This is a genomic window from Mesorhizobium sp. DCY119 (assembly GCF_003590645.1).
GTDB lineage: Bacteria > Pseudomonadota > Alphaproteobacteria > Rhizobiales > Rhizobiaceae > Mesorhizobium_M.
On the sequence record NZ_CP031834.1, the window covers coordinates 4,439,382 to 4,452,712 of the forward strand.

General features: G+C 62.8%; 12 protein-coding genes and 1 riboswitch. Of the genes, 5 read left to right on the top strand and 7 right to left on the bottom strand.

Translation table 11 applies throughout. From position 1 onward, the window contains the following. The first annotated feature begins 95 nt into the window (after positions 1–95). A complete protein-coding gene (locus DZG07_RS21710; protein WP_162931692.1) occupies positions 96–1,805 on the top strand; it encodes a type I secretion system permease/ATPase in 1,710 nt (569 codons plus the stop codon). Continuing rightward, positions 1,802–3,094, top strand: coding sequence for an HlyD family type I secretion periplasmic adaptor subunit (locus DZG07_RS21715; RefSeq protein WP_119820802.1), 1,293 nt, complete (start codon positions 1,802–1,804; stop codon positions 3,092–3,094). Before DZG07_RS21710 ends, DZG07_RS21715 begins: the two co-directional genes overlap by 4 nt. Positions 3,095–3,135: 41 nt before the next feature. Here DZG07_RS21715 and DZG07_RS21720 read toward each other — a convergent pair whose 3' ends face one another. Then, a complete protein-coding gene (locus DZG07_RS21720) occupies positions 3,136–4,230 on the bottom strand; it encodes a 2'-deoxycytidine 5'-triphosphate deaminase (RefSeq protein ID WP_119820805.1) in 1,095 nt (364 codons plus the stop codon). Positions 4,231–4,306: 76 nt separating this feature from the next. Further along, positions 4,307–4,384: riboswitch (SAM riboswitch) on the top strand. A 44-nt stretch (positions 4,385–4,428) separates the two neighbouring features. On the opposite strand from DZG07_RS21720, the gene DZG07_RS21725 reads away from it, so the two are divergent. After that, entirely contained in the window at positions 4,429–5,619 is a 1,191-nt protein-coding gene (locus DZG07_RS21725; RefSeq protein WP_091917876.1) for an O-succinylhomoserine sulfhydrylase, read from the top strand. A gap of 182 nt (positions 5,620–5,801) precedes the next feature. Here the strand turns inward: DZG07_RS21725 and DZG07_RS21730 are convergent, their stop codons facing one another. After that, complete coding sequence (locus tag DZG07_RS21730) at positions 5,802–6,407, bottom strand: CDP-alcohol phosphatidyltransferase family protein (RefSeq protein WP_091917877.1); 606 nt, start codon at positions 6,405–6,407, stop codon at positions 5,802–5,804. 140 nt (positions 6,408–6,547) lie between these two features. Between DZG07_RS21730 and apaG the strand changes: the two genes are divergently transcribed. Then, the gene (gene apaG / locus DZG07_RS21735; RefSeq protein ID WP_091917878.1) at positions 6,548–6,940 is read left to right on the top strand and encodes a Co2+/Mg2+ efflux protein ApaG; all 393 of its coding nucleotides are present in this window, start codon (positions 6,548–6,550) and stop codon (positions 6,938–6,940) included. A 149-nt stretch (positions 6,941–7,089) separates the two neighbouring features. Here apaG and DZG07_RS21740 read toward each other — a convergent pair whose 3' ends face one another. The 3 genes from DZG07_RS21740 to DZG07_RS21750 form a co-directional block, all read right to left on the bottom strand. Further along, positions 7,090–8,082, bottom strand: coding sequence for an Hsp33 family molecular chaperone (locus DZG07_RS21740; protein WP_091917879.1), 993 nt, complete (start codon positions 8,080–8,082; stop codon positions 7,090–7,092). Positions 8,083–8,287: 205 nt separating this feature from the next. Further along, on the bottom strand, positions 8,288–9,205 hold the full coding sequence (gene argF, locus DZG07_RS21745) for an ornithine carbamoyltransferase (RefSeq protein ID WP_091917880.1): 918 nt from the start codon (positions 9,203–9,205) through the stop codon (positions 8,288–8,290). A gap of 27 nt (positions 9,206–9,232) precedes the next feature. Beyond that, on the bottom strand, positions 9,233–10,417 hold the full coding sequence (locus DZG07_RS21750; protein WP_091917881.1) for an aspartate aminotransferase family protein: 1,185 nt from the start codon (positions 10,415–10,417) through the stop codon (positions 9,233–9,235). 357 nt (positions 10,418–10,774) lie between these two features. Here DZG07_RS21750 and DZG07_RS21755 point away from each other — a divergent pair, with 357 nt between their 5' ends. Continuing rightward, positions 10,775–11,293 (top strand): GcrA family cell cycle regulator, encoded by a 519-nt coding sequence (locus tag DZG07_RS21755; RefSeq protein ID WP_091917882.1) that lies wholly within the window; start codon positions 10,775–10,777, stop codon positions 11,291–11,293. Between the two features lie 117 nt (positions 11,294–11,410). On the opposite strand, the gene DZG07_RS21760 is transcribed toward DZG07_RS21755, so the two are convergent. Then, positions 11,411–12,418: a magnesium and cobalt transport protein CorA gene (locus DZG07_RS21760; protein ID WP_091917883.1), complete on the bottom strand. Its 1,008-nt coding sequence runs from the start codon at positions 12,416–12,418 to the stop codon at positions 11,411–11,413. Positions 12,419–12,515: 97 nt separating this feature from the next. Continuing rightward, positions 12,516–13,241, bottom strand: coding sequence for a phosphate signaling complex protein PhoU (gene phoU, locus DZG07_RS21765; RefSeq protein WP_119820808.1), 726 nt, complete (start codon positions 13,239–13,241; stop codon positions 12,516–12,518). Positions 13,242–13,331 lie beyond the last annotated feature (90 nt).

The following is a 13,331-nucleotide window of genomic DNA, read 5'->3' on the forward strand; positions in this document are numbered from 1 at the left end:
AACGGATCGCCTTTTTGGCAAGCATCTATCATCGGGGAACTATGCGAAAAGTCGACGGCATGGAGGAGGCCAAGGGGACCTTTTGGAAGGCCACCTTGTCGCTCGCATTGTTCAGCTGCGTCATCAACCTGCTGATGCTGAGCGGCCCGCTCTTCATGCTGCAGATCTACGATCGCGTGCTTTCGAGCGGAAGCGTGCCAACGCTCGTTGCTCTCACCATCCTCATCTGTGCGCTGTTCGCCTTCATGGCGCTGATAGACGCAGTGCGCGCGCGCGTCTTCTCGCGCATAGGCGAGCGGATGGAAGAGGTGCTCCAGGCGCCCACCTTCCTGGCTGTCGTGCGCCGGACCTGGCGCTCGCCTGACAAGGCCGGCGCTCAGCCGCTGCGCGACCTCGACACCGTGCGCAGCTACCTTTCCAGCGCGGGGCCGGCAGCCTTTTTCGATGTGCCATGGGTTCCGGTGTACATCGCGGCCATTTATATTTTCCATCCGGTGATGGGCACCTTCGCGCTCGCTGCCGCCATCGTTCTTGTCGTGTTGGCGGTGCTGACCGAACTCCTGACCAGCAAGCGGCAGATGTCTGCGGCAACGGCTTCCGAAGACGCTCATCGCTTTGCCGAGGAAGTACGCCGGCAATCCGAGATCGTCACGGTGCTGGGCATGAGCGGAGCGCTGAATGACAGCTGGCTCGTGCAGAAGGCCAAGGCGATGGGACTTCACAGCGCGACGAGCAATCGCGCCACGATGCTGTCGTCGCTTTCGAAATCGCTGCGCCTGCTGTTTCAGTCGGGAATCCTGGCGGTCGGCGCATGGCTGGCCATCAAGCAGCAGATCACGCCCGGCGCGATGGTTGCAGGCTCGATCATCATGTCGCGGGCGCTGGCGCCGATAGACCAGTTGATCGGCCAGTGGCGCATGATGATCGGCGCACGGCGGTCCTGGGCACGCCTCAAGGCACTGCTGAGCGCCGACGCGCAGGCCGGCCATTCGCCGATGGCCCTGCCGAAGCCGGTGGGACGGCTCAGCGTTTCGGGACTTGCCTGCCTTGCTCCGGGAAAACAAAAGCCGCTCGTTTCGCGCGTGCAGTTCTCGCTCGAGCCCGGCGCCGGCCTGGGCATTATTGGGCCCTCCGGTTCGGGCAAGACAACGCTGACCAAGGCCCTGCTCGGCATCTGGCCGCATACCCAGGGAGACGTACGGCTGGACGGCGCCAAATTCGACCAGTGGGACCGCGACACGCTCGGCAGGCATATCGGCTATCTTCCGCAGGACGCCGCCCTGCTGCCGGGAACGCTGGCGCAGAACATTTCCCGTTTCGATCCCGATGCGACTCCCGACAAGATCATCGCCGCAGCCAAGCTTGCCGGCGTTCACGAACTGTCGCTCGGCTTCGAAAATGGCTACGACACCCAGCTCGGCATCGACGGCGTGCAGCTGTCGGCGGGACAGAGGCAGCGTGTCGCCCTGGCAAGGGCCGTCTATGGTGACCCCGCGCTGATCATTCTCGACGAGCCGAATTCCAATCTGGATTCCATCGGCGATGCCGCACTCCACAACGCCATATTGTCGCTGCGCAAGAACGGCACCACCGTCATCGTCGTGGCCCACAGGCCGAGTGCCGTGAATGCGGTGGACCAGCTGCTGTTCATGGCCGACGGCGCGCAGGTCGAGTTCGGACCCAAGGAAGAGGTTCTGAAGAAAGTGACCCGTGTGGCCACACCGCAACCACAGCCTCAGCCCCAACCACAGCCAGCCGCGCAGAACATCTCCAAATTCAGCGTAGGTCCGGTGCGCGTATCATGAGCGTAACGCAAAAATCGCTGCGCATGACGCAGGTCTTCGGCGTTCTCGTCGTCCTCCTCCTCGTCGGAGGCGTTGGCGGCTGGGCTGCGACCACCGATATCGCCGGCGCCGTCATCGCACGCGGCAAGATGTCGGTTCTGAACAATGCCAAGAAGGTGCAGCATCTTGAAGGCGGCATCGTCGCCAAGCTTGCGGTGCGCAACGGCGACCACGTCAATGCCGGCGATCTCCTCATCCGGCTGGACGACACCGAAACAAGGGCCAACCTCGCCATCATCGAATCGCAGAGGGACGAGTTCCTGATCGAGCGTGCGCGCCTGGAAGCAGAGCGTGACATGCGGCCGGCACTGGACCTGCCCGAGAGCCTGGCGGGGGACCAGAACAGCGGCCGGCTGCAGACCATTCTCGAGGGGCAGCAGAAGCTTCTGAAATCGAAGCTGGACGCGCTCACGGGCAAGAAAAAGCAACTTGCCGAGCAGGTCGAGCAGATCGGCGGGCAGATTTCCGGCCTCGAGTCCCAGTTCGCCGCCAAGCAGCGGCAGGTGGAAATTCTCGGCCGCGAGCTGGAATCGCTGCAAACGCTGCGCGCCAAGGGTCTTGTCGAGCAAAGCCGTATCCTGGCACTGGAGCGGCAGGGCGCGATGCTGGATGGCGACATGGGCCAGATCCAGGCCGAGATAGGTCGCTTGCGCGGGACGATCAGCGAAACCAAGCTTCGCATCATCCAGGAAGACGAGGAGTGGCGCAGCGAGGCGCTGACCACGCTGGGCGAGGTCCGCGCCAAGCTGGCGACGCTCGAAGAGCAGCGCACGGCGGCGATCGCCAAGCTGAAGCGGATCGATATCACGGCCCCGCTTTCAGGCTATGTCCACGAGTCGAACGTCTACACCGTTGGCGGCGTGATCGGCTCGGGCGAGCCGTTGATGCTGATCATACCCGAAAGCGACGCGCTTATCGTCAGGGCGCGGGTCGGGCAGCGCGACATCGACAACATCCATATCGGTCAGGAAGTGCGGTTGCGCTTCACCTCGCTCAGCCAGCGCGTCACCCCGGAATTGATGGGTGACGTCACCACCATCGCGCCCGACGTGACCACCGATCAGGCCACCGGCGAGGTCTATTACCCGATCGAAATCACGCTGATCGATGGCGAGATCAAGAAGCTCGAAGGCATCCAGCTGAAGCCCGGCATGCCGGTAGAGGCCTTCATCCAGACCGGGATGCGCACGGCGCTATCCTATCTGACCAAGCCGTTCACCGAGCAGCTGCAGCACGCGTTTCGCGAATAATACCTGATGGCGTGGCTGCGTGTTATGCGCAGGCTGCGCCGTCAGCTATCGGTGCGAAAATGCTTCGAAAGCTTCAGGCCCTGCGCCTGATAGTTCGAGCCGAGATCGGTACCGTAGAGCGCCTGCGGCCGCGACAGCATGTGCTCATAGACGAGGCGGCCTACGATCTGCCCATGTTCAAGGATGAACGGCACCTCGTGGCTGCGCACTTCCAGCACGGCGCGGCTGCCGGTGCCACCGGCCTTCGAATGGCCGAAACCGGGATCGAAGAAACCGGCATAATGGACGCGGAATTCGCCGACCAGCGGATCGAAAGGCGTCATCTCGGCGGCATGGCCAGGCGGCACATGCACGGCCTCGCGGCTGACCAGGATGTAGAATTCATCCGGGTCGAGCACCAGTTCGCCCGCGCCGCGCTTGTAGAGCGGCTCCCAGAAATCATGCGCGTCCTGCGCGGCGCGCTTGTCCACGTCCACCAGCCCGGTGTGATGCTTGCCGCGATAGCCGACCAGCCCATCCTTGTCGCCGTTGAGATCGATGGAAAGCGCAATGCCGCCGCCCGAGATGTTAGGCGTGTCGGAAGCGACCAGCGTCTCGGTGCGGTGCAGCTCCTGCAGCTCCGCTTCCGAAAGCAGCGCATTGCCGGTGCGGAAGCGTATCTGCGACAGGCGCGAACCCGTCCTCACGATGATGGGAAAGGTGCGCGGGCTGACTTCGAGATAGAGCGGCCCGGAATAGCCGGCCGGTATCTTGTCGAACTCCTGGCCGTTGTCGGTCATGACCCGGGTGAAGATGTCGAGCCGGCCCGTCGAGCTTTTCGGGTTTGCCGAGGCCGAGATCGTCGTCGGCAAAGCGAGGCGCTCCAGCAGCGGCACGATGTAGACGCAGCCGGTTTCCAGCACAGCACCGGCGGTCAGGTCGATCTCGTGCAGGCGCAACCGGTCGAGCTTTTCGCTCACCTTGTGGCCTGGACCCGGCAGGAAGCTGGCGCGCACCCGCCAGGCCTTTTCGCCGAGCCTGAGATCGAGGCTGGCCGGTTGGATCTGGTCATTGTCGAGCGGACGCGCAGCAACCAGCGCCCCCGACTGGAAAAGCGCTGCGATGTCCCGATCCGGAAGAATACCCGACTGCCGCAAACTTCTACTCCTGCGATGAAGGGGCGAGGTTTAACGATGTCCGGCATTGACGCAAGAAGGCACGGGGTCTAAAGGACCGTTATCCCGTGGTGATTTGGCCGGTCGGCTTGCAGCCACGTTAAACAAGTCGCTAAAGGGCCGTCTGTGGACCGGCATGCGACTTTTCGCGGCCGGTTTTTTTGTGTTTGGATCAAGGCTATGACGAACAAGAAGCAGAATTGGAAGCCCGCAACGCAACTCGTTCATTCCGGCGTTCTGCGCTCCGGTTTCGGCGAGACGGCCGAGGCAATCTACCTGACGCAGGGCTATGTCTACGACACGGCGGAAGCCGCCGAGGCCCGTTTCAAGGGCGAAGAGCCCGGCTTCATCTATTCGCGCTACGCCAATCCCACTGTCGACATGTTCGAAAAGCGCATGTGCGCCCTTGAAGGCGCTGAAGACGCGCGCGCACTGGCGTCGGGCATGGCCGCCGTCACCGCCGCGGTGCTGTGCAGCCTGAAGGCCGGCGATCATATCGTTGCCGCGCGCGCGCTGTTCGGCTCCTGCCGCTGGGTGGTCGAGACGCTGGCGCCGCGATACGGCATTGAGGCGACGCTGGTTGACGGCACCCAGATCGAGAACTGGGAAAAGGCGGTCCAGCCCAACACCAAGCTGTTCTTCCTGGAAAGCCCGACCAACCCGACGCTGGAAGTGGTCGACATCGCAGCGGTCGCAGCCCTTGCCAATTCGATCGGCGCAAAGCTGGTGGTCGACAATGTTTTCGCCACGCCCCTCTTGCAGAAACCGCTGGAACTCGGCGCGCATATCGTCGTCTATTCGGCCACCAAGCACATTGACGGCCAGGGCCGCTGTCTCGGCGGCGTCATCCTCTCCGACAAGGAGTGGATCGACGAGAATTTGCACGACTATTTCCGCCACACCGGGCCGAGCCTGTCGCCATTCAACGCCTGGACGCTGCTGAAAGGCCTGGAAACGCTGCCACTGCGCGTGCGCCAGCAGAGCGAGAACGCCTCGAAAGTCGCCGATTTCCTCGCCGGCCGGCCGGAAGTTTCGCGCGTCATCTATCCGGGCCGCGCCGACCATCCGCAGGCCGACATCGTCAAGAAGCAGATGAAGGGTGGCTCGACACTGATCTGCCTCGACTTGAAGGGCGGCAAGAAATCGGCCTTCGCCTTCGAGAACGCGCTGGATATCATCCTGATCTCCAACAATCTCGGCGATTCCAAGAGCCTGATCACCCATCCGGCCACGACCACGCACAAGAACCTGACCGACGAGGCGCGCGCTGAGCTCGGCATCGGCGACGGCACGCTGCGCATTTCGCTGGGGCTGGAAGACGCCGATGACCTGCTTGAGGATATCGAAAAGGCGCTGAAGGCGGCGGGGTAACGTCGACGCCATCTTTCCTTCTCCCCGTTTACGGGGAGAAGGTGCCCGAAGGGCGGATGAGGGGCAGTGCCAACGTCGAACACTAACGATCAACGTCGGCGCTGCCCCTCACCCTGCTCCGCCCGGTAAGCCGGGCTTCGCCTTCCCTCTCCCCCTAAACGGGGCGAGGCAAGAGGCGCGCCTTAACGAAACACCCGCCCTGCCAGCACAACGCGCGACAGGGCGGTATAAAACGTCACCGCCGCGAAGACATAGGCGATGACCGCAAACCACGCCGGAAACAGGCAGAAGGCGACGAAGACGGCCAGCGTCTCCGTCGCTTCCGCCAGCCCGGTGGTGAAGAACAGCGACTTTTCTCCCCTCGCCTCGCCTTCCAATTTCCGCTTCTCGGCCATGATCGCGTAGGCGAGGAAGCTGGAGCCGTTGACGTAGAACGACAAGAGCAGCACTGCGCCTGCAACCGCATTCGCTGCTGGATCGGCCAGCACGAAGCCGAGCGGGATCGCGCCGTAGAAGGCAAAATCGAGCACGATATCGAGATAGCCGCCGAGGTCGGTCTTCCCGCGCACCCTCGCCACCGCACCGTCGAGCCCGTCGCCAAGGCGGCTGACGAGCAGAAGGGCAAGGCCGGCCAGGAAATGGCCTTGGGCAATGGCTATCGCCGCGGCGACACCGACGGCAAAGGCGGCGATCGTCACCGCATTGGCCGAGACGCCAGCCTGCGCCAGCCTGCCGCCGATCGCCTCAAGCGCGGGATCGATGCGCTTGCGCGCCCAGCCATCCAGCATATTGGAATCTCCGCCTCCGATTTACCCAATAGACGCGAAACGCCGCCTTGCGGAAATCACAATCGCGCGGTTTATCGCTTAGGGTTGTTGACCTGCCGGCCATGTCGGCGGAGTCTTGTTCGAGTTGGAGTAGCAGACATATGTACAGCGCCATCACGCGCGACATCGAGGTGAGTGTCGAGCCTTTCTATCTGGAGGAACGCTCGGACCCTGCGCAGAGCCGCTTTGTCTGGGGCTACCGCGTGACCATCGCCAACCAGTCGGACGAGTTCGTGCAGCTTCTGTCGCGCTATTGGCACATCACCGACGGTCTCGGGCGCGTGGAGGAAGTGCGCGGCGCAGGCGTCGTCGGCGAGCAGCCGGAATTGAACCCCGGCGACAGCTATCAATACATGTCCGGATGCCCGCTCACCACGCCATCCGGCATCATGGTCGGCCGCTACACCATGCGCAACGCGCGCGACGAAATGTTCGACGTGGATATACCGGCGTTTTCGCTGGATCTGCCGGGGACGAAGCGGACGGTGAATTAGGTTATCCGGGCAGGTTTGCGCTACCCCTCATCCGCCTGCCGGCACTTCTCCCCGTATAGCGACGGGGAGAAGGATGAAGCTCCAACGCTGACGACCCCCTCTCCCCGTCCTTCACGGGGAGAGGGTAAGGGTGAGGGGCGGCGCCGCCCTCAAGCCTCCGTCGAAAACTCCGCCGGCTCGAACTCATACGCCTTCGAGCAGAATTCGCAGTTCACGCGGATGACGCCGTCCTCGACGCTGTCGGTGATCTCCTCGGCGGAAAAGCCGTCGAGGATGCCGCGGATCTTTTCGCGCGAGCAGGAGCATTCGTCGCGTATTTCGATAGGCTCGAAGACGCGCACGCCGTGCTCGTTGAACAGGCGATAGAGCAGCCGCTCGGCCCCGATCGTCGGGTCGAGCAGTTCGGTGTGGTCGACGGTCGCGACCAGCGCCAGCAGTTCCTGCCAGGCATTGTCGGTGACTTCCTGCGCGTCCGCACCCGGGTCGCCGTCGCCGCCGTGAAGATCAGGCATGCGCAGGCGCTCCGGTGCCTTGGGCAGGAACTGCGCCAAGAGCCCACCGGCGCGCCAATGCTCGCGGCGGCCGCCTTCGGCCGGCAGCACGAGCTTGCCGACAGACAGCTTCACGTCGGTCGGGATCTGCTCCGACTGGCGGAAATAGGTTTTCGCAGCCTCTTCCAGCGTCGTGCCGTCGAGCTGGACGATGCCCTGGTAGCGCTGCATATGCGTGCCCTGGTCGATGGTCAGCGCCAGAACGCCGCTGCCGAGCAGCGTCTCGGGCTTGTCTTCGCCGGCATCGAGCAGCGCCTGCAGCCTCTCGGCATCGAAACGCGCATAGGCGCGCAGCGAATGCGGCGTGGTGAAATCGGCGACAAGCATGTCCACAGGCCCGTCGGTGCGGGTCTGCAGGATGAATTTGCCTTCGAACTTCAGCGAGGTGCCGAGCAGAACGGTGACCACCACCGCCTCGGCCAGCAGCCGGGCGACGGGTTCGGGATAGTCGTGCCGCGCCAGTATCCGGTCGAGCAGCGGCCCGAGCTGGACCATGCGACCGCGCACGTCGAGCGGGCCGACCTCGAAAGGTACGACATTGTCATCACCGGCAAAGCCGAATTCGCCAAGCTTGCGTTCCGTGTCAGCCACCAGACCAAATCCCTTTTACAGTCTCCGGACAGGCAAGACTCATCGCCCGGAAACCGCTCGTTCAAACGACAGTTTAATGTGATCTGCCCCAGATAGGCATGCAAGCCTTCAGGATCAAGCTTTCACAGCTTCGCGGCCCTGAGACCGTTTGATAACCCGTCCTGCCGCGTCAGATGACCGGCAGGGTAGAATTAGCAGGCGGTCTCTAAGCGCCGAGGCACCAGGCAAGCACAGCCTTTTGCGCATGCAGGCGATTTTCAGCCTCGTCGAAGACAACCGAGTTCGGCCCGTCGATGACCTCGTCTGTGACTTCCTCGCCGCGATGCGCCGGCAGGCAGTGCATGAACAGGGCGTCGGGCTTGGCGCGCTTCATCAGTGCTTCGTTGACCTGATAAGGCTGGAAGATGTTGTGGCCGCGGGCGCGATGCTCCTGGCCCATCGACACCCAGCAATCGGTGACGATCGCATCGACGCCTTCCACCGCCTGTTCGGGGCTGCGGGTGAAATTGACCGTGCCGCCATTGCCTTTGGCCCAGTCGACATATTTCTGCTCCGGCTCGCTGCCTTCCGGCACCGCGACATTGAGGTTGAAGCGGAAGCGTGCAGAGGCTTCCAGCAGCGAATGCAGCACATTGTTGCCGTCGCCGACCCAGGCCACCGTCTTGCCGGCGACCGGGCCGCGATGTTCCTCGATGGTCATCACATCGGCCATGAGCTGGCACGGGTGGGTGTCGTCGGTCAGACCGTTGATGACCGGAATCGTTGCATTCTCGGTGAGTTCGAGAAGGCGTTCATGCGAGGTGGTGCGGATCATGATCGCGTCGACATAGCGCGACAGCACCTTGGCGGTGTCGGCGATGGTCTCGGAGCGGCCGAGCTGCATTTCGGTGCCGGTGAGCATGATCGTCTCGCCGCCGAGTTGGCGCATGCCGACATCGAAGGAAACGCGCGTGCGGGTTGACGGCTTGTCGAAGATCATCGCCAGAACCTTGCCTTCCAGCGGTCGCGAGCGCTCGCCGGCCTTCAGGCGTCCCTTGCGCGCGACGGCATCGTCGAGAATGCCGCGCAGCGTCGTTTCGGAAACGGCGGAAAGATCGGTGAAGTGGCGGATACCACTGGTCATAGCAAACCCCGGAGGTGTTGTTTCAGCTCATGCGGCGGCTTCGGACAAGCCCTTGGCGGCAGCGCGGATGCGCGACAGCGCTTCGCGGATCTCATCGTCCGTAACGGTCAATGGCGGCAGCAGGCGCACGACGTTGTCGCCCGCAGGCACCGCCAGCATTTCTTCCTGTCGCAGCGCGCCGTTGACTGCGGTGTTTGGCACTTTGCATTTCAGGCCGAGCATCAGCCCGGTGCCGCGCACGCTTTCGATGATTTCGGGAAATTCGTCGGAGATCGCGGCCAGCCCCTGCTTCATCAGCAGCGCCTTGCGCTTGACCTCGTCGAGGAAGCCGTCTTCCAGCACCACGTCGAGCACGGCATTGCCGACCGCCATGGCGAGCGGGTTGCCGCCGAAGGTGGTGCCGTGGACGCCGGCCGTCATGCCGACAGCCGCTTCGTCGGTGGCAAGGCAGGCGCCGACGGGGAAGCCGCCGCCGATGCCCTTGGCGATTGCCATCAGGTCCGGCGTCACGCCGGTCCATTCATAGGCAAACAGCTTGCCGGTGCGGCCGATGCCGCATTGCACTTCGTCGAAAATCAGCAGCAGGCCGTGCTGGTCGCAAAGCTCGCGCAGGCGCTTCAGAAACGCCGTCGGCACTTCGCGAATGCCGCCCTCGCCCTGGATCGGCTCGATCAGGATCGCCGCCGTCTCCGGCGTGATCGCCTTCTCGACCGCTGCGATATCGCCAAACGGAACCTGGTCGAAACCGTCGACCTTGGGACCAAAGCCTTCGAGGTATTTTTCCTGGCCGCCGGCAGCGATGGTTGCCAGCGTGCGGCCGTGGAAAGCGCCCTCGAAGGTGATGGTGCGGAACTTTTCCGGGTGGCCGCTGACATATTGATAGCGCCGCGCCGTCTTGATGGCGCATTCCAGCGCCTCCGCGCCCGAATTGGTGAAGAACACCTTGTCGGCGAAGGTCGCTGCGACCAGCCGCTCGCCAAGGCGGCGCTGGCCCGGAATCTCATAAAGGTTCGAGGTGTGCCACAGCTTGCCGGCCTGCTCGGTGAGAGCGGCGACGAGCTGGGGGTGGCCATGGCCGAGCGAATTCACGGCGATGCCGCCGGCAAAATCGAGGAAGCGTCGGCCGTCATCCGCAACCAGCCAGGTGCCCTCGCCCCTGTCGAAAGCCAGGGGTGCACGTGCGAAAGTCTCGTAAAGCGCCGAACCGCTCATTATATGCGTCTCCGGGACCGGAAAACCAAAAAAGCCGCCTCAAGCGGCGGCCTTAACGGGCATATTTCGTTTCCGGTCACAAAGTCAACGAAAACGTCGCGCAGAAGCGCGCGGCGGACAACTTGGCCCAATAAGCCACCTTTATTGCGGCAAGTTGTTGAAAACCCAAAAAACCGATTCGTGTGGCACCCCGGACTCTTGTCACCGAGTCAGCCGATAAGGTAGTTTGAAGTCTAGAAATAACCAGATTTGGTGCGGCAAACCCAATCACCCGAATATATGTGGTGTCACCCCGAGCATTTGTCGGGACGGGAATGGATTCCGGGAGGTCGCACGCACAAGCAGGAGCATGCTCTCATGAACTGGACTGACGAGCGAGTGGAAACCCTCCGCAAATTGTGGGCCGAAGGCCTGAGCGCCAGCCAGATCGCCGCCCAGCTTGGCGGCGTCAGCCGCAATGCCGTCATCGGCAAGGTCCACCGCCTGAAGCTTTCGAGCCGCGGCCGCTCGACGGCAGCGCCGGCCCGCCAGAAAAAGACGGTGCACGCGTCGACCGGCGTCAAGACCGCGCCGCGCGCCACGACCACCACGCGCACAGTGACGACCTCGATCGGCGCAACCGCGCTGCAGACGCAGTTCGATGCCGAGCCGGTGGCTCGCCACTATCTGCGCCCCGTCGAAAATGTGGTCGTCCCGATCTCGCGGCATCTTCAGCTCGTCGAGCTCAACGAGCGCACCTGCAAGTGGCCGAATGGCGACCCGCTGACGGAAGAATTCCACTTCTGCGGCAACGACGCTGCCGAGAGCGGCCCCTATTGCAAGTACCACTCGAAGATCGCTTTCCAGCCGGCATCGGAGCGGCGCAGAAGCCGCTGATAGTGAATAGTGAATAGTGAATAGTGAATAGTGAATAGTGAATAGAAAGCAGTGCGACGGTTCGCGAAGCGCAATCGCCTAATCTACTCTCTACTCGCTATTCTCTTTCCCCCTTCATCACAGCCAGCCGTTCTTGCGGAACCGCCAGTAAAGGAAGGCGCAAGTGGCGGCGATTGCCGTCAGCACCATCGGATAGCCGTATTCCATCCTCAGCTCGGGCATGTCGCTGAAATTCATGCCGTAGATGCCTGCGAGCGCCGTCGGCACCGCCAGAATGGCGGCCCATGAGGCGAGTTTCTTGGAGATCGCCGTTTCCTGGCTCTGCCCGACCAGAAGGCTCGCCTCGAAGGCGAACGCCAGCACCTCGCGCAGACTGTCGATCTTCTCCTGCACGGTGCGGATGTGATCGGTCACGTCGCGGAACAGCGGGTGCATTGCGGCATGGATTTGCGGCAGGTCCGCGCTTGTCAGCCGCCTGCAGACCTCGACCAGTGGAAGGGCGGCGTTGCGCAGCCGCAGAAGATCGCGTCTGAGCATGTAGAGCCGTTCGATCTCGGCGGCGAGCATCGGCTTGAGCAGAACCTTGTCCTCGATCTCCTCGACCTCGTCCTCGATCTGCTCCAGCACCGGCATGTAGTTGTCGACGATGAAATCGAGGATGGCGTAGAGGACGAAGTCCTCGCCCTTGGCCAGCGAATGCGGACAGCTTTCCCAATGCTGGCGAACGGTGGCGTAGGAGGTCGACGGGCCGTGCCGGACGCTGACGATATAGCCCTTGCCGACGAACAGATGCGTTTCGCCGAAGGTGACGCGACGGTCGATCAGTTGCGCCGTGCGGGCAACGATGAACAGCGCATCGCCATATTGCTCGATCTTAGGCCGCTGGTGCGGATGCTCGGCATCCTCGATCGCCAACGCATGAAGATTGAACTGCGCCTGTACGCGCAGCAGGAGTTCACGGCTGGGCTCGAGAAGGCCTATCCAGACGACATGGCCTTCCTTGCCAGCCCACTCGCCGGCTTCCTCGACCGGAATATCGGCAACGCGCTTGCCTGCGGCATAGACGCTCGAGGCAACGATCCCGGCTTCCGCCGGAGCGGGCGCGAATTTGCGGACATGATCCATCACCACCTCCCGAAGGCAGAACCTTCACTGCGTGATGAATGCGCAGGTCAGCCAGTCTAGCGCAATTTTGCGGAAAGTTCGAGGATGCGGACCCCGCTCACTTCGCCGAGATTTCCACCGGCAGCACGACCTTGTCGGTCTTGTCTTCCTTGGGACGGTCGATCGGCATCTGGTCGCCGGTGACGACGTAATAGATCGTCTCGGCGATGTTGGTGGCGTGGTCGCCGATGCGCTCGATGTTCTTGGCGCAGAACAGGAGATGCGTGCAGGGTGTGATGTTGCGCGGGTCTTCCATCATGTAGGTCAGGAGCTCGCGGAACAGCGACGTGTACATGGCGTCGATCTGATTGTCGCGGGCGCGCACGAATTCGATGCGCTCGACCGAGCGCGAGGCATAGACGTCCAGCACTTCCTTGAGCTGCGTCAGTGCCAGTTCGGCCAGCGCCTGCAGGCCGCGAAACAGGCTTACGGGCTGGCGGCCTTCCGAAACCGCCACCACGCGCTTGGCGACGTTCTTGCCGAGATCGCCGACGCGCTCGAGATCGGCTGAAATGCGGATCGCGCCGATGATTTCGCGCAAATCCCCGGCCACTGGTTGGCGCTTGGCGATAAGCACGATCGACTTGTCGTCGATCTCGCGCTGGGCTTCGTCGAGGATGGTGTCGTCGGCGATGACCTTCTTGGCCAGTGCCAGATCCGCATTGACGAGTGCCGCGATCGCCTGATCGACAAGGCGCTCGGCCTGGCCGCCCATCGCCGCAACCTTGCGGGTCAGGTATTTCAGCTCGTCGTCATAGGCACTGACAATGTGGTGCGACTGCATGAAGGTCCATCTCTCTTCGGAACCGGCAAATCACGATCCCTGAATCCATGCATATAGGCTAACGACATGACGGAAAAAAGAAAGCTTGGA